The following is a 23,621-nucleotide window of genomic DNA, read 5'->3' as shown; positions in this document are numbered from 1 at the left end:
TGATTTAAAACGGGATTTCGTCGTCCATGTCAGAGCGTCCGCCGCCTTGACCGCTATCATAGCCACCGCCGGAATTGCCACCACCCTGATTGCCGCCGCCGTAGCCACCGCCAGAGTTGCCACCAGAATTACCGCCGCCGTAGCCGCCTTGGTCACCACCGCCGTAGCCACCCTGATCACCGCCGCCTTGACCGCCACCATCACGGCCGTCGAGCATGGTCAATGTGCCGCCGAAACCTTGCAAAACCACTTCTGTGGAATAGCGGTCGGTGCCATCTTGGGCTTGGTATTTGCGGGTCTGCAATGCGCCCTCGATATACACTTTCGAGCCTTTTTTGAGGTATTGCTCGGCAATGCGCACCAGACCGTCGTTGAAGATGGCAACCGAATGCCATTCGGTTTTCTCGCGGCGTTCGCCGGTGCTTTTGTCTTTCCAGTTTTCAGAGGTGGCGATGCGCAAGTTGCACACCTTGCCGCCGTTGCCGAATGTACGGACTTCTGGGTCACGGCCCAGATTGCCGATCAAGATAACTTTGTTGACGCTTCCGGCCATTTTATTCCCCTACACGATTCTACAGTACGCGTTGTTGTGACAGACCGTGTTTGGTCCGACAAGGTTTACGAGCGGATATCTGTTGCCTAGCGTTTGCAGTTTTGGGCCAAATGTGTAAAGTCCGCGCAACTGTAATGTCTGGGGGCGTTTGTATGCGCGGGTTTGGTTTGATTTTTGCCGTGGGTGCCGTGCTGGCGCCGATGGAAAGTTTTGCAGAAACACGCACGCGCGCGTCCTTGTTCGAGAACCAGTTGAGCGTCTTGGATAACCGCTCGGCGGCACAATACAATAATTCCGTGCGATTGCAGCCGCCACGCGCTGTGGTGCCGACGATTTCGACATCAACACTGCCTGCCTATAGCGGCCGCTATGCGGGCGAGTATATCAATGTAGCGCGCACTGCGGCCCGCAAACACGGCGTGCCTGAGGATTTGTTCTTGCGCCTTGTGCAGCAGGAAAGCGGCTGGAACGTCAATGCGCGGTCACATAAAGGTGCTCTGGGATTGGCGCAATTGATGCCGCAGACAGCGCGTGCCTTGGGTGTAAATCCTGCTGATCCTGCGCAGAATCTTGAAGGCGGCGCGCGGTATTTGCGTCGTCAATTCGAAACATTTGGCACATGGCGTCTGGCGCTTGCGGCTTATAATGCGGGCCCCGGGGCCGTTCAGAAATACAATGGCGTGCCGCCTTATAACGAGACGCGTAACTATGTACGGGTGATCTGGGGCAGTTAAGCACGGCTTTCACCGATAATCTTACAGGATTACCATCCGGGTGCGAGATGTGTCCGGACGGCGCATGGTCGTAAGCGCTTGCTTTGTTTGCATGAGTGCCGGTGTAAGTTTTGCCACACTAAATTTATTCGGTGCAGCTAAAAAGATTGGCGCTTAGCTGTGTTGGGTCGTCGCGCCATGTCTGCGGAATGTGCTGGGTGTGTGGCCCGTTTGTGCGGAAAAGCTGCGGGTGAAATAGGCCGCACTTTGAAAGCCCAACTGATCGGCGATGTCCTTGACGGGCAGGCTGGTGTCGCGCAGCAGCATACATGCCTCAAAATGAATTCTGTTGCGCAGCAGGCCCAGCGCCGACTTGCCGCAGGTCTGTTTGCAGCACCTTGTCAGGTGGGTGGGTGTGACCCCGAGCGTAGCTGCAAAATCACTGACGGACTTGTCGCGCCGGTAATCTCGTTCGATCAGGTCGGTGTAGGCTGCGACCAGCCTTGCGGCGGTGGTATCGGTGCGCGCTTTGCTTGTGCTGGGCGGGGCCGCTTCGATTTGCCGCTCGAAGAAAACGGCCAGTAGCCCAAGGTGGCAATGCGCCGCGCGTGCGTGGGATGCGCTGGCGGATTTCAGTTCGCGTTCGAGCGCCTCGACGAGGCCCAGCAGTTGTTTTTGCACATGTACATCGCGTAGCCGCAGGTGAACGGGTGCGTCGGGCCATTCGGAAGCCATGGCGGCGGGGATAACGATCATTTGTCCGAAAACGGTCGGGCCGACTTCAAAGCCGTACATCGTGTGGGCGGGGATATAGATCAGGTTGTTGGCCCCGTAGCCGCTGGTCAGCCCCGCAATTGTGATCCGCCCCTGTCCGCGGGTGATGAACAGCAGGCGCGGAGTGGCGTGGCTGCGCATGGCTTCGGTCCGCCAGCGGCCGGCTGTGGAGTTTTGCGCAATTGAGGACAGCGAGAGGGCTGTCGGGATCATTTCGGTGCCAAGCGTCATATCGGTCCTTTTGTTGATGCCAGCTTGGCCCGAGTTGTTATATTAAACAACGTTAATTTCATGACGCGAAGTGAATGGCATTTTCAGGTGTGGTTTTTGAGAGGTCAAGCTGGTGCCAGTCTTTGTGTTTGGAGCGGAACCACGTGCGCTGTCGTTTGGCGTATTGTTTTGACTGGATGATCGCGTTTGCTCGGGCGGTTTTAAGGCTGATCTCGCCGTTCAAATGCGCGATCAGGTCAGATGCGCCGATGGCTTTGGACGACTGGTGGGTAGGGTCCCAAGCGGGTAGCATGGCGGCGGCCTCGGTCAGTGCACCTTGGTCAAGCATGATGTCAAAGCGCTGTGTGATGCGTGTATTGAGCCAGTCCGTTGGCACATCGAGGCTGATGCGGGTGCATCGCGTAATGGGCAATACGGGCGGCGGTGTGGCGTCTTGCCAGTCTGCCATCGTGCGCCCAGTTTGGTGCAGCACCTCCCAAGCCCGTTGTACGCGCATCCGGTTTTGGGTGTCGATGCGGGCGGTCGTGTCGGGATCGAGGGCATCAAGCAGGTCGCTGAGTGAGAGCGTGTTGCCGCGGGCGCGTAGGGCTGGATCGGTCGGGGGGATGTCTGCCAATCCGCTGGTCAGGGCCAAGAAGTTGAGACCTGTACCGCCAACTACGATCGGGCGCTCGGTGCCAGAGATATAGGGTGTGACTTCGCGTAGCCATTGGCCGGTGGAGTAGGGGGCGTCGTAAGGCACATGGCCGTAAAGTGCGTGCGGAGCGAGGGAGAGATCGTGATCGTCGGGGCGTGCCGTGATGATACGCCAGCCGTCGAACACTTGGAGGGCGTCGGCATTTACAATGATCCCGCCTTGGGTCCGGGCGATATGCAGCGCAAGCGCGGATTTGCCAGAGGCCGTGGGCCCTGCAATCAGGACGGGTGAATTGGCGTCTATGTTTATCATGGGCCGTTCTTTAAAGCAGGTTATCGTGCGATTCTAGGGAAATGCCACGCGATTATGCGTTTGTCACATTGAACCACCGCGCGTTTTGAGACAAGTTAGCGCAGGTTCCATACTATTGCGCAGGGGGCAGCACATGACCGAAGCCAAAAAATCTTATAAAAGAGTAATGTTGAAGATTTCGGGCGAGGCCCTGATGGGCGACACGTCCTTTGGTCTGCATCCTCCCACAGTGCAGCGCATCGCGCGCGAAGTGAAAACCGTGCATGATATGGGTGTCGAAATTTGCATGGTGATTGGCGGCGGCAATATTTTTCGCGGGCTGCAGGGTTCTGCCCAAGGCATGGAACGCACCACTGCGGATTATATGGGCATGTTGGCCACGGTGATGAACGCACTGGCAATGCAGTCGGCACTTGAGGAACTGGATATTCATACCCGCGTGATTTCGGCGATTACCATGAACGAGGTGGCCGAGCCTTATATTCGCCGTCGTGCGGTGCGTCACCTTGAGAAAAAGCGGGTTTGTATTTTTGCTGCTGGCACGGGCAATCCCTATTTTACCACCGATACTGCAGCTACTTTGCGCGCCAATGAGATGGCCTGTGAGGCGATTTTAAAGGGCACCAAGGTTGATGGTGTCTATGACAAAGATCCTGCCAAACATGCGGATGCGGTGCGCTATGACCGCATTACTTACGACGAGGTTCTGGCCAAGCATTTGAGCGTCATGGATGCCTCTGCGATTGCGCTGGCGCGTGATAACCATCTGCCGATTATCGTATTTAGTCTGGATGAGCCCGGCGGCTTTAAGGGTATCTTAGCGGGTGAAGGCACATACACGATTGTGCATGATTAGGCCCGCATGACGAAAACCTGCACAACCTGCGACATGTCTATGCGGGCATGAGGCTATACATTTGGCGCAAACCTGCGCTATAGCATTGAAAAACCAATCCGAACCTTCAAGTGAAGAGTAGAGACCTATGTCAGAAGATTTTATTCTAGATACCGACGATCTTGCGCGCCGTATGGACGGGGCAATTGCTAACTTGCGTGTGGAGCTTGCGTCATTGCGCACCGGCCGCGCCTCGGGGTCAATGTTGGAGCCGATCATGGTGGATGCCTACGGGTCGATGACACCTATTAACCAGGTTGGGACTGTGAACGTGCCAGAGCCGCGCATGGTCACGATCAACGTTTGGGACAAGGGGCTGGTCGGCCCTGTTGAAAAGGCGATCCGCAATTCCGGTCTGGGGATTAATCCACAGCTGAATGGCACGATTATTATGTTGCCGATCCCTGAGTTGAACGAGGAACGCCGTCGTGAATTAAGCAAGGTTGCAGGCGACTACGCTGAACGTGCGCGGGTGTCGGTGCGCAACCTGCGCCGTGACGGTATGGACCAGATCAAGAAGGCAAAAGCTGACGGCATGTCAGAGGACGACCAGAAATTTTGGGAGGCGGCAGTTCAGGAATTGACCGTTGAACATACCAAAAAGGTCGACGAGACCGTCGAGACCAAACAAGCCGAGATCATGCAGGTCTGATCCGAAGGGAGGCCTGTTTGATGGCCAAAGACGCAAGCGACACATCACGCGGTCCTAATCACGTTGCCATTATCATGGATGGCAACGGGCGTTGGGCGCAGCAACGTGGCCGCCCGCGTTTGTTCGGGCATCATGCAGGTGCCAATCGCGTTCGCGAAATCGTAGAAGCTTGTCCTGATTTAGGTGTGAAATATCTGACGATTTTCGCGTTCTCGACCGAGAACTGGAAACGCACCCAGTCCGAGGTGTCTGGCCTGATGAAACTGTTTCGGCGCTATATCGAGAAAGAGGCTTTGGCGCTGTTCAAGGACGGCGTGCGGGTCCGGTTTATTGGCGATCGCGTGCGGCTGGACCCAAAGCTGGTGTCGTTGATGGATACGTTAGAGCAGAGCACCCAGCAAAATGATAAGGTACATTTGACGATTGCGTTAAATTACGGGGCACGCGATGAGGTGACCCGCGCGGCGCAACTGATGGCGATCGAGATTGAAGAGGGGCGTTTGGCCCACAAAGATGTGGACGCAGAAACCCTGTCGAAGTTTTTGGATACGCGGTTTTTACCCGATCCTGATTTAGTAATCCGCACCAGCGGCGAGGCCCGCATTTCCAATTTTCTGCTGTGGCAGTCGGCCTATGCGGAATATGAATTTATCGACACTCTGTGGCCGGACTTTACTGCCGCCGAGTTTGCCCGGGTCCTGTCAGGATTTGGCGGGCGCGAGCGTCGGTTTGGCGCAGTCACGGCATCTTAGGGCAAATGGCATGAAATCACAGAATTGGGATGACCTGACGGTCCGGCTAATATCCAGCGTGGCAATGACGGCTGTGGGGGCTGTTGGTGTGATTGCGGGTGGTGTCTGGTTTCAGATGTTGGTGGTGTTTGTCACCGCTGTGATGGTTTGGGAATTGTGGACGATGATTGCCCCCGACCGTCCCACGCCGGGCATGTTGATGGCCGCACTGACTGCGTCGGTAATGTCGGGGCAATTGACGTTGGTAGGCAGCTGGCCATTGTTGATGTTTTTAATTGTGCCTGTGGTTGGCGCGAGCCAGATTAAAATCGAGCGCCGTGCGTTTTTCCTGTTTGCGCTGGCTATTCCTGTCGCGGGTTACGGGTTGCTGCATTTTCGTGCTGAATACGGGTTTGTCTGGTTGCTGTGGTTGATGTCAGTCGTAATTGCCACCGATGTGTTTGGTTATTTTGCGGGCCGCACCTTTGGCGGGCCTAAGTTCTGGCCGTCGATCAGTCCGAAAAAAACGTGGTCGGGAACGGTTGCAGGTTGGATTTCTGCGGCAATTGTTGGTTTGATTTTTGTCGCTTTGACCAATGCGGGTGCAGTGATTGTGCTGATGTCGGTCGTCATTAGCTTTGCGGGTCAAATGGGCGATATCGCAGAAAGTGCGCTGAAGCGTCGTGTGGGCGTCAAGGATAGCTCGACGTTGATTCCCGGCCATGGCGGGTTGTTTGACCGCTTTGATGCATTGTTGGGGGCTGCCTTGTTTATGGTAATTATTATCAGCTTGATAAATGTGCCCGGGGTTTCTTTTTGAAGTCTGTTTCAATTTTTGGAGCGACCGGATCGGTAGGCCAGAGCGCTGTTGATTTGATCGCGCGTAAGCCTGATGATTATGATGTCGTGGTGCTGACGGGTGGTCGCAATATTGACCGCCTGGCTGAGGATGCCGTGCGCCTAGGGGCATCGATGGCAGTGACGTGCCATGAAGAGTTATACAATGATTTGAAGGCGTTGCTGGCGGGACATGATGTGGAAGTTGCCGCTGGCGATGATGCGATTGCGGCTGCGGCTGATCGCAGTGTCGACTGGACGTTGTCGGCGATTGTGGGTGCTGCGGGACTGAAACCTAGCCTGACTGTGGCGGCAAAGGGCGGCACGCTGGCGCTCGCGAATAAGGAAAGTCTGGTGACGGCAGGCCCGCTATTGATGCAGACCGCAAGGGATGCGGGAGCGGTCATTTTGCCGGTAGATAGCGAACATTCTGCAGTATTCCAGGCGTTGAACGGCGAGGATATGACCGCAGTCGAGCGAGTGATTATCACGGCGTCGGGTGGCGCGTTTCGCGACTGGCCGATTGCGGATCTGGAGAGGGCGAGTTTGGCCGAGGCGTCATCCCATCCCAATTGGGATATGGGCCAGCGGATCACGATTGATTCTGCCTCAATGTTTAACAAAGGCATGGAGTTGATTGAAACCAAAGAGTTTTTTGGAATTGATCCAGCGATGATCGAGGTTTTGGTGCACCGCGAAAGTTTGGTGCATGCGCTTGTCGGGTTCACGGATGGCGCGTTGATGGCCCATGTCGGGCCTGCTGATATGCGCCATGCGATTGGCTACGCGCTGCATTGGCCTAAGCGGGGGCATTTACCGGTGGAGCGGCTGGATTTAGCCAAGATTGGTCAATTGAGTTTTGAGGCCCCTGATCCTGCGCGCTATCCTGCGTTGCAGATTGCAAGCGACGTGATGGCACTGGGCGGCTTGAGCGGAGCGGTGTTTAATGCGGCCAAAGAGCGCGCGTTGGATCTGTTTATCGCTCATAAAATCGGATTTCTGGACATGGCGAGGGTGGTGTCACGGGTTGTTGACACGATGTCGGCCAACGAGGGGCTGCAAAATGCCCAGATTACCTTAGATAACGTAATGGAAATAGATGCTTTGGCGCGCGTGCGCGCAGACGAAGCAGCGGCTAAGCTAGGATAGAGTTTTGGATTTTGCACAGATTATGTCGTCATTTGGCGGCGGGTTATACACGATTGCGGCCTTTGTTCTGGCCCTTTCGGTCATTGTAGCGGTCCATGAATATGGCCACTATATCGTCGGGCGTTGGACGGGTATCCACGCGGAAGTGTTCAGCCTTGGCATGGGCCCTGTGCTGTATCAGCGCACCGATAAACGCGGCACTGTCTGGCAAATCGCGGCGCTGCCGTTTGGTGGGTATGTGCGCTTTATGGGCGATGCCAATGCTGCGGGTGTCGGCGGAACCGGAGACGTCAGTGACACAGACAAGCGCCGCTCGATGGCAGGAGCGCCTTTGTGGGCGCGCAGTCTGACGGTTTTGGCAGGGCCTATTTTCAACTTTATCTTGGCGATTGCGATTTTTGCTGTGATTGCGATGACAAGTGGTCGCTCGATTGATCCGCTGACCTATGAGGCCGGTCGCGATTTGCCGTCGCAATTTGTGTCCGAGTTGCAGGCGGGCGATCAGGTGTTGCGTGTTGAAGGGCTTGCATTTGGCAATAACGAGCCGGTGATCGAGACGCTGCCTTACACGCCGACTTTGCAGTATGATATTGTGCGTGACGGTCAGCCAATGACTGTTACGGGACCGTATCTGATGCCGTCTGCGATAACGGGGATCAGTCCGCGTTCGGCGGCAGATGATGCCGGACTGCGCAAGGGTGATGTGATTACCGCCGTTGACGGGGCTGATGTGGTGGCATTTGCCCAGTTGATCGAAACGGTGACTGCGGCGGATGGCAAACCTTTGACGTTGGAGGTGTGGCGTGATGGCCAGACGATGGATTTCACGCTGGCGCCACGCCGTGTCGATATCCCGCGGGCCGAGGGCGGATTCGAGGCCCGCTATTTGATTGGTGTCACGGGGTCGGTTTTCTTTGACGAGGCGACCGCAAATTTAGGGATTTTGGAAAGTCTGACGGGGGGATATACCCAATTAAAGTTCATTATTTCGTCGTCGCTATCAGGTCTATATCATGTCATCGCGGGCGATATCTCGACGTGTAATCTGTCAGGACCGGTTGGCATTGCGCAGACCTCGGGATCAATGGCGGCACAGGGGGCCACGAGTTTTGTATGGTTTCTGGGCATGTTGTCTGCGGCGGTCGGTCTATTGAACCTATTTCCCATTCCTGTTCTGGATGGCGGGCATCTGGTATTTTACGCGTATGAAGCGGTGATGCGCCGTAAACCGTCGGTGGCGGCATTTAATGTGCTGATGATGATTGGTCTGGGGTTGATCGCGGCGATGATGGCGTTCGCGATGTTAAATGATTTGGTGCTGTGCCCGTAAAACGGGCGGCACCTGTCACAATTGCGCCGTGATTGCCGGCTAGAAAATGCCCCACAAGATAGGAGCGTAAAGATGCAAATTTTGAACCAGAGTTATAAAGGGCTGTCATTTTTGGTAAGCTTGAATGCTGATCGTCTGTTGATGATTGGCGCGATGGTTGCAGCACTTTATATTGGATCATACCTCGCGTTGATCTGATAAGGATACACACGGCCGAAACTCAGCAGAAACGCGCCCATTGTGGCGCGTTTGTTCGTTTTGACAAGGCGCGGTTTACGCGATACTCCAGTGCATAATGAGATGACAATATAGGCGAAGACCATGAACCGTTCCAAAACGCTTGCTGCTGCGAAAAATTCCACGTCGATGCGAGGTCTGTTTTTTGGGCTCGTTTTGGGTGTCAGCTCTGTTTATGCCTTGCAAGTCCATGCGCAGAGCACCGTGTTTAACGCGGTGTCGATCGAGGGCAACCAGCGTGTCGAGGATGGCACGATTCTATCGTTTGCGGGGATCAGTCGCGGCGAAGCGATTTCGGCGGGTGAATTAAATGATGCGGCTCAGCGTATTCGCGGTTCTGGCCTGTTTGAGACGGTGGATGTGACCACAACCGGCGGCACATTGCGGATCGTCCTTACTGAATGGCCAACGGTGAACCAGATCAATATCGAGGGCAACACGAAGGTGCGCGACGCCGAATTGCTGGCCGTGGTCGAGAGCCAGACCCGCCGCGTTTATACGCCCGCGCAGGCCGAGCGCGACACGGCAGCAATTGCCAAAGTGTACGCCGACAAGGGCCGCATCAATGCGGTTGTGCGCCCGCGTATCATCAAGCGCTCTGACAACCGTGTGGATCTGGTGTTTGAAGTGATTGAATCCGGATTGACCGAAATCGAGCGCATTTCGTTTGTCGGAAACCGCACATATTCCGAGGGCCGTTTGCGCCGCGTGCTAGAGACCAAGCAGGCGGGCATTTTGCGCGCGATTATTGGTCGTGATACATTTGTCGAAGACCGGATTGCGTTTGACCGTCGCGCGTTAACTGATTTTTACCAGTCGCGCGGCTATGTTGATTTTGAGGTGCAGAATGTCGATGTGGCGCTGACCCGCGAGCGTGATGCCTATCTGGTCACGTTTAACGTGCAAGAAGGCCAGCAGTTCAAGTTTGGGAATATCTCGGTAACCAGTGATATTCCCGAGGCGGATGTGGCTGTGTTTCGTGATGCGCTGACGTTGAAATCGGGCGCTGTCTATTCACCCGCCGTATTAGAGACAGAGATTGCGCGTTTAGAACGTTTGGCGCTGCGGCTTGGCATCAACTTTTTGTCGGTTGATCCGCGTGTGACCCGCAACGATCGTGATCTGTCGCTGGATATGGAATTTGCGCTGGTGCGTGGCGAACGGATTTTTGTCGAGCGTATTGATATTGAAGGCAACAATACCACGCTGGACCGTATTGTGCGCAATCAGTTCCGCGTCGTAGAGGGCGATCCGTTCAACCCACGTGAAATCCGCGAGAGCGCGTCGCGCATTCGTGCGCTTGGGTTCTTTGGCAATGCAAATGTCGAGGCACGCGAGGGATCGTCGCCAAATCAGGTGGTTATTGACGTTGACGTAGAAGAAACGAACACGGGCTCATTGTCGTTTGGCGGCAACTATAATTCTGATACCGGTTTTGGGTTGCTGGCGTCGTTCCGTCAGAGCAACTTTATGGGTCGGGGGCAGGGTGTCAGTGCGCAGATATCTACGGCCGAGACGAACCGTGTGCTGTCGTTCTCGTTTAACGAGCCACAGTTTTTAGGCCGTGATTTAGGCTTTGGTCTCGATCTGGAGTATAGCACGACAGACAATGAAAATGCTCTGTACGATACAGAGCGTTTTAAGTTCAAGCCATCGCTGACGTTCCCGGTGAGCGAAAGTGGCCGCTTACAAATGTATGTGTCATCTGACTATACCGACATTACCGAAGTTGACGACGATGCAAGTCTGTTGATTCAAGAAGATGCGCTGGAGGGGGCCGTGTGGTCGTCGTCCGTTGGGTACCTTTACAGCTACGATTCGCGCCGCACCGGTCTGAACCCGAATGCGGGCATAGTATTCCGTTTTGGCCAGCAGTTTGGGGTCGGCGATTCGCAGTACATTAAAACCACAGCCTTGGCCGCTGCAGAGACGAAGGTATACAACGAAGAGATCACGTTGCGCGCTACGATCGAAGGCGGCTATCTGGACTTTACCGAGGGCAACAGTCGGATCACGGATCGTTTCTTTTTGGGCAGTCGTTTGATGCGCGGCTTTGAAGCGGGTGGTATTGGCCCACGTGACGAGTTTACAGATGACGCATTGGGCGGAAACACTTACGCGGTAGCGCGCTTGGAGGCTGAGTTCCCGATTGGCTTGCCGAGCGAATACGGTATCAGCGGCGGTGCTTTTGTGGATTATGGGTCCGTGTGGAATATCGGGCGCAGCCTTGCTGACTGTGGCGCGGCGTCTGAGACATGCACGTCGGTATTATATGACGACTACACGCCGCGTGCGGTTGCGGGTGTATCGTTATTTTGGGACACGCCGATTGGGCCGTTGCGCTTTAACTTTACCGAAGCACTGGATGCCCAGGACGAGGATAATACCAAGAGCTTTGACGTGACGGTTTCGACCAGTTTCTGATGCGGATGTTACGCGCTGTATATGTTGCGGGGGCGCTTGCGATTGCCGGTTTACCGGCTGTGGCCCAGCAAATTGTTGACACGGATGGGCCTGGCGTAGTTGTTGTTGACACTGACGAGTTATTTCGCACGACGATTTATGGCAAGAGAGTTACGTCGGAGTTGGAAACGCGCGCGCGTGCGTTGCAGGCCGAAAACGATCGTATCACCGCAGATTTGACCTCGGAAGAAAAAAGCCTGACCGAGCGTCGTCCGAATATGGACCCAGCTGCATTTCGTGTGGAGGCCGCAGAGTTTGATGCCCGTGTACAGGGGATCAGGCGGTCGCGCGATGCAGCGATTGCAGCGTTTGAGACCGATCGTGAAAATGCGCCACGCTTATTTATGGAACGTGTACGCACAACGCTTGGAGAGTTGATGGTAGAGCGAGGTGCGGTTGTGATGCTGAACCAGAACATGGTGCTTTTGTCGCTGTCGCGTGTTGATATTACCAATGCTGCGATTGCCCGCATTGATGCCGATTTGGGTGACGGTTCCGAGCCTGTAGCGGATCAATAGCCTAGAGGTAGCCGTGACTTGCTGGATGCTTGTCCGTTTGGTATCAGTCACATAAGTATTTTATGAATGGATCTGACCTGATGACCGAAGCCCAGCCAACAACATCACCTGCGACGCCCACCACGGCCGATATCAAGTTGATCCAGAAGATCATTCCGCATCGCTATCCGTTTTTGCTGGTCGATAAAGTTCGCGATATTGACGGCATCAAATCGGCAGTAGGCATCAAGAATGTCACGATGAATGAACCGCATTTTCAGGGCCATTTTCCCGGCAATCCGATTATGCCCGGTGTCACCATTATCGAAGCAATGGCACAGACGGCTGCCGTAATGATCGGCACCAGCCTTGGTCTGACGGACGGCAATCTCAACGTGTATTTCATGGCAATCGATGGCTGCAAATTCCGCCGCATGGTTGTGCCAGGTGACGTGCTTGAGATGCACTTGGAAACGACACGCGGTAAGGCGGGCGGCAAGGTTTGGAAGTTTAAAGGTGTGGCAATGGTTGAGGGCGAAATGGCCGCAGAGGCGGAGTTCACCGCCATGATGGACCTGAAAGCCTGATGTCGGCAATCCACCCTTCGGCGGTTATTGAAGACGGTGCAGTTATTGGCGCTGGCTGTCAGATTGGTCCGTTTTGTCTGGTTGGCGCAGAGGTGGTTTTGGGTGCGAATGTTGTGCTCAAATCCCATGTCGTGGTTACCGGCGATACCCATATCGGCGATGATACAATTGTGTTTTCCTTCGCCGTGATCGGTGAAATTCCGCAGGATTTGAAGTTTGGTGGCGAAAAAACGTCACTGCGCATTGGTGCGCGCAATCGTATCCGCGAGCATGTGACGATGAATACCGGCACGGTTGGCGGCGGTGGTGTGACCCGTATCGGCGACGACGGATTATTTATGGCAGGCTGTCACATTGCACATGATGCTCAGGTTGGCGACCGTGTCATTGTGGTGAATTCCAGCGCCGTGGCAGGCCATTGTCATATTGAAGACGACGTTATTATCGGTGGTCTTTGCGGAATCCATCAGTGGGTGCGGATTGGGCAGGGGGCTATTGTTGGCGCGTTGTCGATGGTGACCAATGATGTGGTACCGCACGGGTTGGTGATGGGACCGCGTGGCACCTTGGATGGTTTGAACCTCGTTGGCTTGAAGCGTAAGGGCGTTGCCCGCGCTGACATCACCGCGATGCGCGCGGCGTTCCAGATGTTGAAAGACGGCGAAGGCACGTTTCACGATCGTGCGCAGCGCTTGGCCGACGAGAGCGAAAGCGCATATGTGCAGCAGATGGTCGCGTTCATTTTGGGCGAGACTGACCGTAACTTTTTGACCCCAAGCTGATGCTGGCGCTGATCGCAGGTACGGGCGCACTGCCTGCCGCGATTGTGGCAGCGCGCCCTGATGCATTGGTCTGTGCGATGGCGGGTTTTTTGCCAGAGGTGCCTACCAAGGTTACCTTTCGTATCGAGCAATTGGGCAGTTTTATAAGCCAGTTGAAGGGCTTGGGAGTGACGCAGGTGTGTTTCGCGGGGGCTGTGAAGCGGCCTGTGGTTGATCCATATGCGATTGATGCTGCGACAAAACCCTTGGTGCCACTGATTGCTGGCGCGATTGCGCAGGGGGATGATGGTGCGCTGCGCGCCGTGCTTGGGATTTTTGAAAATGACGGGTTCGAGATCGTGGCTGCGCATGCTTTGGTGCCGCAACTGCTGCCTGCGGCCGGTGTTCCGACCCGCCGCCGCCCAGATGCAAAGATGATGGCCGAGGCTGTTCTAGGCGAGCGGGTATTGGTGAAACTCGGTGCGCGTGATTTGGGGCAAGCTTGTGTAATTTCAGGTGATCAGGTGGTTGCCCAAGAAGATGACGCAGGCACGGACGCGCTGATTGCAGCGGTGCGGGTCACGGGTGGGGTGTTGGTGAAGGGACCAAAGCCGGATCAGGATCGTCGTGCGGATCTTCCTGTGATCGGGATTGCGACCGCGCGCGGGATTGTGGACGCGGGTTTGGATGGCATCGTGATTGAGGCGGGTGGTGTGATGGTTTTGGACATGACAGCCGTAATCAGTGAACTGGATGCACATGACAAAGTGTTGTGGGTTCGCCCCACAACAGAGCGTTGATGCGAGTCTTTATCATCGCGGGCGAGGCGTCGGGCGATAAGCTGGGGGCTGCGTTGATGGCGGGCTTGTCGTCGCTAGTGGATGTGTCGTTTGACGGGGTTGGTGGGCCTTTGATGCAGGATGCGGGGCTGGTCAGCCGGTTCCCGATGGATGAATTGAGTGTGATGGGTTTGGCCGAAATTTTGCCGAAGTATCGCGCGTTAAAGGCCCGTGTACACGAGATGGCAGAGGCGGTTTTAGCGACCCGACCGGATGTTTTGATCACGATTGATAGCCCTGATTTTTGTCTGCGCGTCGCGAAACTTGTCAAAGCCAAAAGTGATATTCGCACGGTGCATTATGTGGCGCCGACGGTCTGGGCGTGGCGTCCAAAGCGCGCCATGCGCATGGCGCGTCATATTGATCAGGTTCTGGCCCTGTTTCCGTTCGAGCCGCACTACATGGAAGCGGCGGGGATGCGTTGTGATTTTGTCGGGCATCCTGTGGTGACCGATGCGCTGGCTAACGCAGAAGAAGTGGCGGCATGGACAGGGGACGGCCCCTTGGTTTTGGTGTTGCCGGGCAGCAGGCGCGGCGAAGTGCAGCGATTGATGGATCGCTTTGGTGCGGCGGCGGCTGCGATTGCCAAAACCCATCCCACAGCGCGGTTTGTGATCCCGACCACAGGCAATGTGACCGGTCTGGTACGCGAATTAGCGGCAAGTTGGTCTGTGGATGTGCAGGTTTTAGATGGTGACGCGAAGGCGTTGAAGCGTGGCACCTTCGCGGCGGCGGACGTGGCTTTGGCGGCGTCTGGGACGGTTTCACTGGAGCTGGCGGCGAATGATACGCCGATGGTGATTGCTTATGATATGGCGTGGTTGAGTCGCGTGATCATCAGTCGGTTGTTATTGGTGGATACTGTGACCTTGGTGAATTTGGTCAGCGAGAGCCGAGTTGTGCCAGAGTTTGTTGGGAAGGCCTGTCAGCCTATGCCGATTGCGGCGGCGGTGCTCGCCGTGCTGGATGATCCGTCTGCCCAACGGGCTGCCATGGCGTTAACCATGGACCGCTTGGGCCGTGGTGGCGAATCCCCGGGGCTACGTGCCGCTAGAGCCGTTTTGGACGGGGTCCGATCCAGCCACTGAGAATTAGCAAGCCAAACGCAAGGATTGCAAAGCCGATGTAGGCGTTTACTGGCAGCGCTTCACTCAATGACACCGCGCCGAGGATGATCGCGACGGGCGCGACGAGCAGGGTGACGATCATCGTATTACCCGAGCCTGCGATGTTCAGCACGCGATAGAATAGCAGATATGCGAGCGCTGTCGCGAAAATTGCGTAATAGCCGATGGCGAGCCAAGTGGCAGGTTGCAGGGCGAGCGTTATCGGGCCTTCGATGATCCAAGCGGTTGGGATTGTTATTAAACTTGATCCTGTGAGCATGCCCGCGGCGGCGACTTGCGGGCTAAGGGAGCCTAGAGTTTTACGCCCCCAGACCCCTGCAAGCGCATATGACATCGTGCCGCCGATCACCGCGAGTTGAGCGATGCTACGCAGGTCAAAATGTGCGAGATAGGACAGGCCGATTGCTGTGGCGACGCCGATAAATCCAGTGGTAACGCCGATAGTTTTGCGCCAGCTAAGTTTTTCATCCGCAAAGAATAGAGCCGCAAAAAGGACTCCAAAGATCGAGGTTGAAGCGTTGAGAATCGCCGTCAGCCCCGTTTCGATGTGCAACTGGGCCCATGCCATCAGCGAGAAAGGGATCACATTGTTGAGGAGCCCCATGACCAGAAATGCGAGCCAGATGCGCGGATCGCATGGGACGGGATAGCGTTTTATAAGAATATAACCCCAGAGAATCACCATGGCCCAGCCGGTGCGATGGGCAACAGCGGTAAGCGGGCCGATTTCGTTCAGCGCCACATGGATTGACAGGAACGAGCCCCCCCAAATGAGGGAGAGGATGGCCAGCAAGAGCCAAGCGGTCGGGGTGAGGTTTTTTTGAATTTGGGTCATTTGGGTTTGTCGGTGGAAATCGCGCACTCAACAACCCGAAAAATGCGGAAATGGAAAAGCCCTGTCAGATGACAGGGCTTTTCCGTCGATTTATCAAAACTTAGTATGTGTAAGCGATTTTCAGGCCAACAGCGACGGCGTGGTTGTCTTCGAATTCTGCGCCGATGATTTCGGTCGTTGCATCACCCGCCATGATGTAGCGCACGCCGCCCGTCAGCGCGATGCCGTTGGCCAGTGTGTATGTGCCGCCGACAGTAACGCTTGTGTAGCCGTCAGTTGGCGACAGGTTACTTTGTGCGCCGCCGAGGGATTTTTCATAGCCCAAGGTGAGTGCGCCAGAGAAACTATCGGTGAACTTGCGGCCAACACCCAATGTGTATGTGACAACATCGTCGTCCCATTCCACGATAGGTTCGCCGCCAGGGAGGCTATTGAGGAACACGTCAGTGATGTCGCCTTCGCTCCATTCTGCCCAACGGACCGAACCGAAGACCAATGTGTTGGCTGCAACGCCGGATTGGAATTCTAGGTTCACAGACTGGGGCATTGTTGCGGTCAAATTGCCGAGGCCACCAGCACCGTCGCCGTCAAGTTCTAGAGCAATTGCGCTGCTGTAAGTCAGGGCAACACGCATTGCGATATCTTGACGCTCGTATGCCATGCCAGCCACGTAGCCTGTGCCAGATCCGCTTGAGTAGTTGGAAGTATAGGCGGCGGCAGGGATCGACGGGATGTTACGTGTATAGTAACCGTCGGCGGTCAGGTAGCGTGGGCCAAAATGAACGCTGATATTTTCATTGAATTTATAACGTCCAACCAATGTGATCGCGGTCGAATTTACTTCAGCGCCGGTGCCCGAGATTGGGTAGCCGAGGTCGGTCGAATCGTAACCGATGTTTGCACCAAATGGTTGGTCAATGATCAACGCCACCGAGACATCATCGCTGATGTCTGTTTTGAAGGCAAAACCAGCGTTCGAATATTCAGGTACCGCGCTGCCCGAGGAAACGGTGCCTGCGCCAACGGTGCCAGATACCGATGGTGTCATGTAACCGTAGCTAAGTTCGACGTATTTGCCGTCTTCAAAGAGTGCGCCAATGCTTTGACCAGAGCGGTCAATGCCGCCTGCGTAAGCGGCGGTTGTTGTCAGCATAAGTGCTGCCCCAACTGTAGTGAGTTTTTTCATGTCTCCATCCCCGTCATGAAACTTATAAGATAGTTGATGTTAAAAACCTCAACTGGTTTTCGTCAATTATTGACGTGGCGTTATAGTTACGTCGCGAGAGCACCGCGGCATAAATACACAGTTAGGTCACAAGTTTAGCCTGCCCGAAGTTAATATTTATGTAATTCGCCACGAATATAATGATTCCGCCGATCAGCACCCAAATATCGATTGGCTCGTTATACAGGATGATTCCCACCACGGCGATGATTGGTAGCCTTGCAAAATCGATAGGCATGACGACGGCGGCAGGCGCAATCGACAGTGCTTTGGTCAGGCAAAAGTGCGCGGCAAGCCCTGCTATGCCAATGATAACAACCCATGGCAGGGTTTGTGCGTCAGGCAGTGTGATATCGCCGTCATAACCCGCGCAGATCAGTCCAAAGATGGCTTGCAGCCCTGTGAGGTACGCAAGGATGCAGGTAATAGTCGCCGTCCGCGTCAGTTTACGGGTGAAAATTGCAGTGAATGCAAATGCGATTGCGCATAGAGCTGCTGCAATCAGTCCTGCGTTAAGGTTTTGGAAATCCGGACGTGCGACAATAAGGATACCGATAAAGCCGATGGCGGCGGCGATCGCGGCGATGCGTGTGATCCGTTCTTTTAGTATGAGAGGTGCCAATACGATTGCCCAGATGGGGGTGGTGAACTCCACGGCAAAGACCTGCGCCAGTGGAATGACAGTGATTGCAAAAAACCAAAGGTTTTGTCCGGTGAAGTGACACAGGTTGCGCAATGCGTGGAGCCCGATCCGGTCGCGGTTGATTTGGTTTAATGTGCCCATTGCCCATCCTGCGATCATCACGATGCTGAAGCCAACAAGCGACCGGTAGAGCATGATTTCAAATGTATCGAGGTTGAGCGATGCGGCGCGGCCTGCGATGGCCATTGTGGTGAAGGCGACGATTGCGCCAATCATCCATGTTGCGGCGCGGAACGTAGTACTCATGTCGGGATCCCGCCGTGCGGGTCTGCCGGCGCGGGCAATGTCGCCGGATTTTCATGTGAATTCAAGTGGTAAGGTGAATTAAGGGTTGGTGCCTGCTATGCCCGTTATTTTGCCAACCCGCTGACGGAAATAGTGAGCATAAGACACGCCATACAAGGTGTGGATCATCGTTGGAGTAAAGCGTCTGTGATGACACCGATTAAGCATCCGAGGCTCTCAGCAATGGTTACGCAAGTCATGCAAAGTGAAAGCCGTACATTTGATATCCTTTCAAACATTTATGTTGTTGAAAAGATGCCGGCAGACACTGCATTTGCATAGATTTAGCGCAAGTGCGCTATTCCCACTCGATGGTGCCCGGAGGTTTTGAGGTGATGTCATAGGTCACGCGGTTGATGCCTTGCACTTCGTTGATGATACGCGTGGCGGTTTCCCCAAGGAAGTCGTGGGTAAACGGATAATAATCCGCGGTCATCCCATCGACCGAGTTGACCGCGCGCAGGGCGCAGGCAAAATCGTATGTGCGCGCGTCGCCCATAACGCCAACGGTACGCACCGGCAGGATGGCCACAAAGGCTTGCCAGATGTCATCATAGAGCCCGTGTTTGCGTATTTGATCGATGTAGACCGCGTCCGCTTTGCGCAAGATGTCCAGCTTTTCGCGGGTGATTTCGCCAGGGCAACGTATCGCAAGGCCGGGACCAGGGAACGGGTGGCGTCCGATGAATGATTGCGGCAGGCCAAGCTCACGCCCCAATGCGCGCACTTCATCTTTGAACAATTCGCGCAGGGGTTCGACCAGTTTCAGGCCCATTTTTTCAGGCAAACCGCCAACATTGTGGTGGCTTTTAATCGTCACCGAGGGACCACCAGAGAAAGACACGCTTTCGATCACATCAGGATAAAGTGTGCCTTGGGCCAAGAATTCGGCACCATCAATTGTATTGGCATGTTTCTGGAACACGTCGATAAACAATTTGCCGATGATTTTGCGCTTGGTCTCGGGGTCGGATTGCCCTTCGAGTTCGCCAAGGAACAGTTCCTGCTCATCTGCATAGATCAACGGAATGTTGTAGTTTTCGCGGAACATTTTGAGGACGCCTTCGGCCTCGTCCTGGCGCAATAATCCGTTGTTCACAAAAACGCAGGTCAGTTGATCGCCAATCGCTTCGTGAATCAAGACCGCCGCGACGGACGAATCAACGCCGCCAGACAACCCGCAGATCACGTTTTTGTCGCCGACTTGGGCACGGATCGCCTCAATCGCCTGCTCGCGGTAGGCCGACATTGTCCAGTCGCCCGAAAAACCGGCGATGCGCACGAAGTTTTCGTATAGTTTTGCGCCGTTTGGCGTGTGATGCACTTCCGGGTGGAATTGCACCGCATAAAAATTGCGCGACACATCAGCCGTAATAGCAAAAGGGGCATTGGGCGAAGTACCAAAAACGCCAAAGCCGGGCGCAATTTCCGAAACGTGGTCGCCGTGGCTCATCCAGACTTGTTCTTTGTCATCCCCGAACCAGCCGTCAAGCAAGTCAAGTTGCCCTTGCTGTGTCACGAAAGCGCGCCCAAATTCAGCCGTGCCATGTCCGCGATCCACTTGACCGCCAAGTTGCTGCATCATGGTTTGCTGACCATAGCAAATCCCAAGAACCGGCACACCCATCGTAAAGACCGATTGCGCCGCGCGCGGTGATCCCTTGCGGGTCACAGAATCCGGACCGCCTGAAAGGATAATCGCTTTGGGTGCGAAATCACTTAAAAAGGCATCGTCCACCACCTGATAGGGATGAATTTCGCAATAGACATGCAGCTCGCGCAAGCGACGCGCAATCAGCTGCGTAACCTGGCTACCGAAGTCGATGATGAGAAGGCGTTCATGTGTCTGTATATCCATGCCGCGTTTTAGCCTTGAGTTGGGGGCCTGTGCAAGAGTGTCAGATGTCGCTTTTGCGCAGCAAGCGCCGTTAATTTCCCAAGGTGGTCGCATTGTTTTAGGTATTGAGGGGCTAACAACTTGTTTTTGAGGACATTCCCATGACTGATGCATCCACAATTCCCGCCCGTCGTGCCCGTGGTGGCGGTGGTGCTGCCCGCCGTGCAGAGCGCACAGCCGTCAGTGTTGAGACTGCCAAATATATCGAGCGCAATATTCCGAACTACGAGGTTCTTGATGAAGCGGCGCTGGATATTATCGAGCGGAATGCCGAGACGATTTTGGCGGAAATTGGCGTTATGTTTGTTGATAACCCGGACGCGCTGGATCGTTGGCGCGCGGCGGGTGCCGAGGTTGATGGCGAAAGGGTGCGGATTCCGCGCGGGCTTGCACGCAAATTATGTTCCACGGCCCCCGCAACCTTTACGCAATGCGCCCGCAATCCGGAGCGCAATGTCGAAATCGGCGGCAAGAACCTTGTGCTGGCCCCTGTCTACGGCCCGCCATTTGTGCGCGATGTCGAAGGTGGGCGTCGCTACGCCACGATGGCCGATTTCGAAAAATTCGTGAAACTTGGCTACATGTCAAAATGGCTGCACCATTCAGGCGGAACAGTCTGCGAACCGACGGATATTCCTGTGAACAAGCGCCATTTGGATATGTTGCTGGCGCATATGGTGTTGTCGGACAAGCCGTTTATGGGGTCCGTGACCGAGCCAAGCCGCGCGCAAGACAGTGTTGATATGTGCAGCATCCTGTTTGGCGCAGAGTTTGTGCAAAACAACACGGTCATGACATCGCTGATTAACATCAACAGCCCGATGACCTTTGACAGTATTATGATGGGCGCATTGGAGATTTTTGCCGCCAATAACCAAGCCTCTATTATTTCACCGTTTATTGTCGGCGGGGCGATGGCCCCTGTGTCAGTTGCGGGAACTTTGACGCAGGTCATGGCCGAAGTGCTGGCAGGCATCGCCTACAGTCAACTGATCCGCGCTGGTGCACCGGTGATTATGGGCGCATTTGTGACCTCGATTGATATGAACTCGGGCGCGCCGACCTTTGGCACGCCAGAAGCCGCGCATATCACTTACGGGGCAGGGCAACTGGCGCGGCGGTTGGGCGTGCCATATCGTTCTGCCGGGTCGTTCTGTGGCTCTAAACTGCCTGATGCGCAGGCGGCTTACGAAACGTCTAACAGTTTGCAGATGGGCTTGCTCTCAGGTGTGAACTTCATGTTGCATGCCTGTGGATGGCTTGAGGGCGGCCTTGTTGCGTCTTTCGAAAAATTCGTCATGGACGCCGATCAGCTTGGTACCTTGCACCATTTTGCGCGCGGCGTGGATATGTCCGAAGATGCGCAAGCGATGGGTGCAATTGCCGAAGTTGGCCCAGGCGGTCACTATCTGGGCTGCGCGCACACACAAGCAAACTTTAAAACTGCGTTCTGGCGCTCTGATCTGTTCGATTACAAGCCGTTCGAGACATGGGACGAAGAGGGCGCGCGCGATACGCAAGCCTTGGCTGCGGTCCGTGTGAAAAAGATGATCGATACCTACCAGCAGCCCGCGCTTGAGCCCGAGATCGAAGCACGGCTGCGGGCGTATGTGGCTGATAAAAAGGCAAGCATGCCTGACTCGTTTATGTAACCACCTCAAGCGGGCGGCTGGTGGCGCGCAAAATTTGTGCTTCCGCCATCAAAGCAATCATCACTTCGACATGACAGGCCACTGAATAGGTGGCCTGTTTTTCGACGCGTGCACCATTCATGGCGTATTCGATGTCCAGCAGCTGCATCACAGCGGGGGCAGGGCGTGGGATGATGTCGGTTTTAAGAATACGCTTCAGGTGTTGATCCCGCACATAATCATCAAGCCCGAAACGAGCGGCATTGATCAGCAAACGAGGGCGGCGCAGTTGGGCGATACGAGCAGAAATATCTAGCATGGTCAGAGTCCTTTTGGGTGTGGCAGTGCCCAGTACATGGCATGGCGGACAGGGGCGTTGCGCAAACGGACAACACGGCGCGCGGTGGGGCCATGATTATTTATCTTTTAGAAACAATAGTGAACGTGATTGGAAACAATTAACTATTGAGTAACCAATGCAATCATAGGTTGTGAACTGGCAATGTGATTCCTATTCGGCAGGCTTTAGCTGGATAGGGCGACGTAAGGATATCGGGATGCAAAACCAGCGGATTCAAGATGTAACAGAGGGCCTTCCTACGTGGGTGCCAATCGCTGCGGCGCATTATCTGGCGCATACAGAACATGGTATCTCTATCCGTGCACTTGCGAAGGATCACAACTGCCACCCGTCCACGATTCTGCGTCAAGTGCGCCGCTATGAGGGACGCCGTGACGACCCGTTGGTTGATGACGCGCTGCGCGCACTTTCACGGACATCAACGCGGGATCAAGGCCATAGTAACAAGGAAATTACACATATGAAGATCGTCCGCCTGAACGAGCATTCCGCGCCGCGAGATGGCCTGACTCAAACAAGGATCGAGCAGGAAGCCAAGCGTGTATTGCTCAGGCTATGCGAACCCGGTGCTGTGATGGCTGTGGCCAGCCAAATGGAAACGGCTGTTATTGTGCGCGAAAGTAACGGTGGGGACCAGTTGCGCACGGCCGTCGTCGAACGCGAGATTGCACAGGCTTTAGCGTTAAAAGACTGGATTAGTTGCTCTGACACGACGGGCCGCGTGTCGCGGTATTTTATCACCAATGCGGGACGTGCGGCATTGCGTGCCTTGACCGCCCAAAGCGAGAATGCAGCCTCCGGTTTTGGTGACGCGCGTAGTGTGATGCGCGGCATGCCAGCATGGGATCTTGCAGTGTTTGAGGGGGACACGCGCCCCAAACCCCCAGCCGTCGAGAGTCCATTGATCGGCTTGTCGCGCCGCCGTGATCGTGACGGTGAGCCGTTTTTGCCCCGCGATCTGGTCGCCGCTGGCGAACGCCTACGCGAGGATTTCGAGCTTGCCAAAATGGGCAGCTAGATTGGCACTGACGTTGCAGTGTTTATGGCCGGCATGCCTGCGCCAGATGGTCCGCGCGGCGCCATTGCAGGGCATTTGAGAGTGCAGGCTGCACTTGGTGATCTTGGGTACGGGACTGATGGATGTGGTGTTTCACTGCTGTTGTTTGCTGGAAGGACTGGAAAATACCGAGAAATCAATGGGCTGGTCAGCGAGATCAGGTAAAATTGTACTGCGGATAGGGTTGCAGCGTCTGAAACGACACTACACTGAGCTCGGAAAATACGCCCCATTGATCGGATGACCCAATAGCGCGCGCAAGGTGTTGTCGTCAGGCGCGGGAAATACTAGGTTACCCATGA

23 protein-coding genes and 1 pseudogene are annotated in these 23,621 nt (G+C 55.1%); 16 read left to right on the top strand and 8 right to left on the bottom strand.

Features of this window, described 5'->3' with window-relative positions; translation table 11 throughout:
• Positions 1-4: 4 nt before the first annotated feature.
• Positions 5-553 carry a single-stranded DNA-binding protein gene (gene ssb / locus ACXLHR_RS05845; protein ID WP_458790581.1) on the bottom strand — a complete coding sequence of 183 codons (549 nt, stop codon included), beginning with the start codon at positions 551-553 and terminating at the stop codon, positions 5-7.
• 134 nt (positions 554-687) lie between these two features.
• Between ssb and ACXLHR_RS05840 the strand changes: the two genes are divergently transcribed.
• Entirely contained in the window at positions 688-1,287 is a 600-nt protein-coding gene (locus ACXLHR_RS05840; protein ID WP_458790580.1) for a lytic transglycosylase domain-containing protein, read from the top strand.
• Positions 1,288-1,440: 153 nt separating this feature from the next.
• Here the strand turns inward: ACXLHR_RS05840 and ACXLHR_RS05835 are convergent, their stop codons facing one another.
• Together ACXLHR_RS05835 and miaA are read right to left on the bottom strand one after the other, a co-directional pair.
• A complete protein-coding gene (locus ACXLHR_RS05835) occupies positions 1,441-2,271 on the bottom strand; it encodes an AraC family transcriptional regulator (RefSeq protein ID WP_458790579.1) in 831 nt (276 codons plus the stop codon).
• A gap of 58 nt (positions 2,272-2,329) precedes the next feature.
• Positions 2,330-3,220 (bottom strand): tRNA (adenosine(37)-N6)-dimethylallyltransferase MiaA, encoded by an 891-nt coding sequence (gene miaA / locus ACXLHR_RS05830; RefSeq protein WP_458790578.1) that lies wholly within the window; start codon positions 3,218-3,220, stop codon positions 2,330-2,332.
• Positions 3,221-3,353: 133 nt separating this feature from the next.
• On the opposite strand from miaA, the gene pyrH reads away from it, so the two are divergent.
• From pyrH to lpxB, 13 genes are all read left to right on the top strand, one after another.
• The gene (gene pyrH, locus ACXLHR_RS05825; protein WP_458790577.1) at positions 3,354-4,076 is read left to right on the top strand and encodes a UMP kinase; all 723 of its coding nucleotides are present in this window, start codon (positions 3,354-3,356) and stop codon (positions 4,074-4,076) included.
• A 127-nt stretch (positions 4,077-4,203) separates the two neighbouring features.
• On the top strand, positions 4,204-4,767 hold the full coding sequence (gene frr, locus ACXLHR_RS05820; protein ID WP_458790576.1) for a ribosome recycling factor: 564 nt from the start codon (positions 4,204-4,206) through the stop codon (positions 4,765-4,767).
• A 20-nt stretch (positions 4,768-4,787) separates the two neighbouring features.
• On the top strand, positions 4,788-5,519 hold the full coding sequence (uppS, locus tag ACXLHR_RS05815; protein WP_458790575.1) for a polyprenyl diphosphate synthase: 732 nt from the start codon (positions 4,788-4,790) through the stop codon (positions 5,517-5,519).
• Between the two features lie 10 nt (positions 5,520-5,529).
• Positions 5,530-6,318: a phosphatidate cytidylyltransferase gene (locus ACXLHR_RS05810; RefSeq protein ID WP_458790574.1), complete on the top strand. Its 789-nt coding sequence runs from the start codon at positions 5,530-5,532 to the stop codon at positions 6,316-6,318.
• On the top strand, positions 6,315-7,484 hold the full coding sequence (gene dxr / locus ACXLHR_RS05805; protein WP_458790573.1) for a 1-deoxy-D-xylulose-5-phosphate reductoisomerase: 1,170 nt from the start codon (positions 6,315-6,317) through the stop codon (positions 7,482-7,484). The genes ACXLHR_RS05810 and dxr overlap by 4 nt, the downstream gene beginning before the upstream one ends.
• A gap of 4 nt (positions 7,485-7,488) precedes the next feature.
• Complete coding sequence (gene rseP, locus ACXLHR_RS05800; RefSeq protein WP_458790572.1) at positions 7,489-8,814, top strand: RIP metalloprotease RseP; 1,326 nt, start codon at positions 7,489-7,491, stop codon at positions 8,812-8,814.
• A gap of 72 nt (positions 8,815-8,886) precedes the next feature.
• The gene (locus ACXLHR_RS05795; protein WP_458790571.1) at positions 8,887-9,012 is read left to right on the top strand and encodes a hypothetical protein; all 126 of its coding nucleotides are present in this window, start codon (positions 8,887-8,889) and stop codon (positions 9,010-9,012) included.
• Positions 9,013-9,135: 123 nt separating this feature from the next.
• The gene (bamA, locus tag ACXLHR_RS05790; protein ID WP_458790570.1) at positions 9,136-11,475 is read left to right on the top strand and encodes an outer membrane protein assembly factor BamA; all 2,340 of its coding nucleotides are present in this window, start codon (positions 9,136-9,138) and stop codon (positions 11,473-11,475) included.
• A gap of 5 nt (positions 11,476-11,480) precedes the next feature.
• Positions 11,481-12,032, top strand: a complete 552-nt coding sequence (locus ACXLHR_RS05785) for an OmpH/Skp family outer membrane protein (protein ID WP_458790569.1) — start codon at positions 11,481-11,483, stop codon at positions 12,030-12,032.
• 80 nt (positions 12,033-12,112) lie between these two features.
• Entirely contained in the window at positions 12,113-12,598 is a 486-nt protein-coding gene (fabZ, locus tag ACXLHR_RS05780) for a 3-hydroxyacyl-ACP dehydratase FabZ (protein WP_458790568.1), read from the top strand.
• Positions 12,598-13,380, top strand: coding sequence for an acyl-ACP--UDP-N-acetylglucosamine O-acyltransferase (gene lpxA / locus ACXLHR_RS05775; protein ID WP_458790567.1), 783 nt, complete (start codon positions 12,598-12,600; stop codon positions 13,378-13,380). The genes fabZ and lpxA overlap by 1 nt, the downstream gene beginning before the upstream one ends.
• On the top strand, positions 13,380-14,159 hold the full coding sequence (locus ACXLHR_RS05770; protein ID WP_458790566.1) for an LpxI family protein: 780 nt from the start codon (positions 13,380-13,382) through the stop codon (positions 14,157-14,159). The genes lpxA and ACXLHR_RS05770 overlap by 1 nt, the downstream gene beginning before the upstream one ends.
• The gene (lpxB, locus tag ACXLHR_RS05765) at positions 14,159-15,286 is read left to right on the top strand and encodes a lipid-A-disaccharide synthase (protein ID WP_458790565.1); all 1,128 of its coding nucleotides are present in this window, start codon (positions 14,159-14,161) and stop codon (positions 15,284-15,286) included. The genes ACXLHR_RS05770 and lpxB overlap by 1 nt, the downstream gene beginning before the upstream one ends.
• Here the strand turns inward: lpxB and ACXLHR_RS05760 are convergent.
• The 4 genes from ACXLHR_RS05760 to guaA form a co-directional block, all read right to left on the bottom strand.
• Entirely contained in the window at positions 15,249-16,160 is a 912-nt protein-coding gene (locus tag ACXLHR_RS05760; RefSeq protein ID WP_458790564.1) for a DMT family transporter, read from the bottom strand. The two genes, lpxB and ACXLHR_RS05760, sit on opposite strands and share 38 nt — an antisense overlap.
• A 100-nt stretch (positions 16,161-16,260) precedes the next feature.
• Positions 16,261-17,346: an OmpP1/FadL family transporter gene (locus ACXLHR_RS05755; protein ID WP_458790563.1), complete on the bottom strand. Its 1,086-nt coding sequence runs from the start codon at positions 17,344-17,346 to the stop codon at positions 16,261-16,263.
• A gap of 121 nt (positions 17,347-17,467) precedes the next feature.
• A complete protein-coding gene (locus ACXLHR_RS05750; protein ID WP_458790562.1) occupies positions 17,468-18,334 on the bottom strand; it encodes a DMT family transporter in 867 nt (288 codons plus the stop codon).
• A 337-nt stretch (positions 18,335-18,671) separates the two neighbouring features.
• On the bottom strand, positions 18,672-20,231 hold the full coding sequence (gene guaA / locus ACXLHR_RS05745) for a glutamine-hydrolyzing GMP synthase (RefSeq protein WP_458790561.1): 1,560 nt from the start codon (positions 20,229-20,231) through the stop codon (positions 18,672-18,674).
• A gap of 140 nt (positions 20,232-20,371) precedes the next feature.
• Between guaA and ACXLHR_RS05740 the strand changes: the two genes are divergently transcribed.
• A complete protein-coding gene (locus ACXLHR_RS05740) occupies positions 20,372-21,922 on the top strand; it encodes a trimethylamine methyltransferase family protein (RefSeq protein WP_458790560.1) in 1,551 nt (516 codons plus the stop codon).
• Here the strand turns inward: ACXLHR_RS05740 and ACXLHR_RS05735 are convergent.
• The gene (locus ACXLHR_RS05735; protein WP_458790559.1) at positions 21,915-22,220 is read right to left on the bottom strand and encodes a DUF6477 family protein; all 306 of its coding nucleotides are present in this window, start codon (positions 22,218-22,220) and stop codon (positions 21,915-21,917) included. The genes ACXLHR_RS05740 and ACXLHR_RS05735 overlap by 8 nt on opposite strands.
• Before the next feature lie 238 nt (positions 22,221-22,458).
• Here ACXLHR_RS05735 and ACXLHR_RS05730 point away from each other — a divergent pair.
• Positions 22,459-23,563, top strand: a pseudogene (locus ACXLHR_RS05730) (DUF6456 domain-containing protein).
• The last annotated feature ends 58 nt before the right edge of the window (positions 23,564-23,621 follow it).

The organism is Yoonia sp. MH D7 (genome assembly GCF_054439475.1).
The sequence above is the reverse complement of the archived record's forward strand: the minus strand, read 5'-3'. Positions and strand labels throughout refer to the sequence as shown.

Coding starts and splice junctions, on each gene's coding strand:
- ssb (WP_458790581.1), bottom strand. CDS start 553: ATGGCCGGAAGCGTCAACAAAGTTATCTTGATCGGCAATCTGGGCCGT.
- ACXLHR_RS05840 (WP_458790580.1), top strand. CDS start 688: ATGTCTGGGGGCGTTTGTATGCGCGGGTTTGGTTTGATTTTTGCCGTG.
- ACXLHR_RS05835 (WP_458790579.1), bottom strand. CDS start 2,271: ATGACGCTTGGCACCGAAATGATCCCGACAGCCCTCTCGCTGTCCTCA.
- miaA (WP_458790578.1), bottom strand. CDS start 3,220: ATGATAAACATAGACGCCAATTCACCCGTCCTGATTGCAGGGCCCACG.
- pyrH (WP_458790577.1), top strand. CDS start 3,354: ATGACCGAAGCCAAAAAATCTTATAAAAGAGTAATGTTGAAGATTTCG.
- frr (WP_458790576.1), top strand. CDS start 4,204: ATGTCAGAAGATTTTATTCTAGATACCGACGATCTTGCGCGCCGTATG.
- uppS (WP_458790575.1), top strand. CDS start 4,788: ATGGCCAAAGACGCAAGCGACACATCACGCGGTCCTAATCACGTTGCC.
- ACXLHR_RS05810 (WP_458790574.1), top strand. CDS start 5,530: ATGAAATCACAGAATTGGGATGACCTGACGGTCCGGCTAATATCCAGC.
- ACXLHR_RS05795 (WP_458790571.1), top strand. CDS start 8,887: ATGCAAATTTTGAACCAGAGTTATAAAGGGCTGTCATTTTTGGTAAGC.
- bamA (WP_458790570.1), top strand. CDS start 9,136: ATGAACCGTTCCAAAACGCTTGCTGCTGCGAAAAATTCCACGTCGATG.
- ACXLHR_RS05785 (WP_458790569.1), top strand. CDS start 11,481: ATGTTACGCGCTGTATATGTTGCGGGGGCGCTTGCGATTGCCGGTTTA.
- fabZ (WP_458790568.1), top strand. CDS start 12,113: ATGACCGAAGCCCAGCCAACAACATCACCTGCGACGCCCACCACGGCC.
- lpxA (WP_458790567.1), top strand. CDS start 12,598: ATGTCGGCAATCCACCCTTCGGCGGTTATTGAAGACGGTGCAGTTATT.
- ACXLHR_RS05770 (WP_458790566.1), top strand. CDS start 13,380: ATGCTGGCGCTGATCGCAGGTACGGGCGCACTGCCTGCCGCGATTGTG.
- lpxB (WP_458790565.1), top strand. CDS start 14,159: ATGCGAGTCTTTATCATCGCGGGCGAGGCGTCGGGCGATAAGCTGGGG.
- ACXLHR_RS05760 (WP_458790564.1), bottom strand. CDS start 16,160: ATGACCCAAATTCAAAAAAACCTCACCCCGACCGCTTGGCTCTTGCTG.
- ACXLHR_RS05755 (WP_458790563.1), bottom strand. CDS start 17,346: ATGAAAAAACTCACTACAGTTGGGGCAGCACTTATGCTGACAACAACC.
- ACXLHR_RS05750 (WP_458790562.1), bottom strand. CDS start 18,334: ATGAGTACTACGTTCCGCGCCGCAACATGGATGATTGGCGCAATCGTC.
- guaA (WP_458790561.1), bottom strand. CDS start 20,231: ATGGATATACAGACACATGAACGCCTTCTCATCATCGACTTCGGTAGC.
- ACXLHR_RS05740 (WP_458790560.1), top strand. CDS start 20,372: ATGACTGATGCATCCACAATTCCCGCCCGTCGTGCCCGTGGTGGCGGT.
- ACXLHR_RS05735 (WP_458790559.1), bottom strand. CDS start 22,220: ATGCTAGATATTTCTGCTCGTATCGCCCAACTGCGCCGCCCTCGTTTG.